Raw genomic sequence first — 611 nt, forward strand, 5'->3', positions numbered from 1 at the left:
GTCGGGACAGGGCCAGAGCCAGGGGGCGGGGCAGCAGAGTCAAGGGGCCGGGCAGGGTCAGGAGCAGGGTCAGGGGCTCGGGCAGGTTCCGCGGCCGCCGACAGGGTCGGGTACGGGGTCGGAACCGGGGTCTGCACGGCCTCAGCCCCAGACGAAGCCTCAGCCGCAGGGCCAGGGGCAGAGCCAAGGGCACGAGCAGGGCCAAGGCCAAGGACAGGGCCAGGGGCAAGCTCAGGGTCAGGGCCGGGAGTGCGGGGGGAGCGCGCGGGACTGCGGCGACGGCGCTGCCCAGTGCCGGGGCCAGGGGGAGTGCCATGGGGACGGTTGCCGCGGGTCCCGCGACGGCGCGGACGACGACTGCTCCCCGGCGACGGTGCAGAGCGGGGTCCAGGCGGGCGAGGGCGGCACCTTCACCGACTCGGTGCCGGCGCTGGTCGCCGGGAGCGTGCTGATCGCCGCCGCCTGCGCGGGCGCCGTCCACCGGCTGCACGGCCGTCGCCGGAGGTACACGCACCACTGAACCGGGCGAACCGCGAGAACCGCGGCCACCGTCCGCGCCGCTGCGACCCGCGCGACCGGGGGAAGGTCGGCCGGGCGGGGCAGGGCACCGC

1 protein-coding gene is annotated in these 611 nt (G+C 77.3%); it reads left to right on the plus strand.

Annotated features, from left to right (window positions below):
* The first annotated feature begins 373 nt into the window (after positions 1-373).
* Complete coding sequence (locus V7E45_RS40445) at positions 374-520, plus strand: hypothetical protein (protein ID WP_333779270.1); 147 nt, start codon at positions 374-376, stop codon at positions 518-520.
* Positions 521-611: the final 91 nt, after the last annotated feature.

It is taken from the genome of Streptomyces sp. IBSBF 3136, assembly GCF_036815105.1.
Taxonomy (GTDB): domain Bacteria; phylum Actinomycetota; class Actinomycetes; order Streptomycetales; family Streptomycetaceae; genus Streptomyces.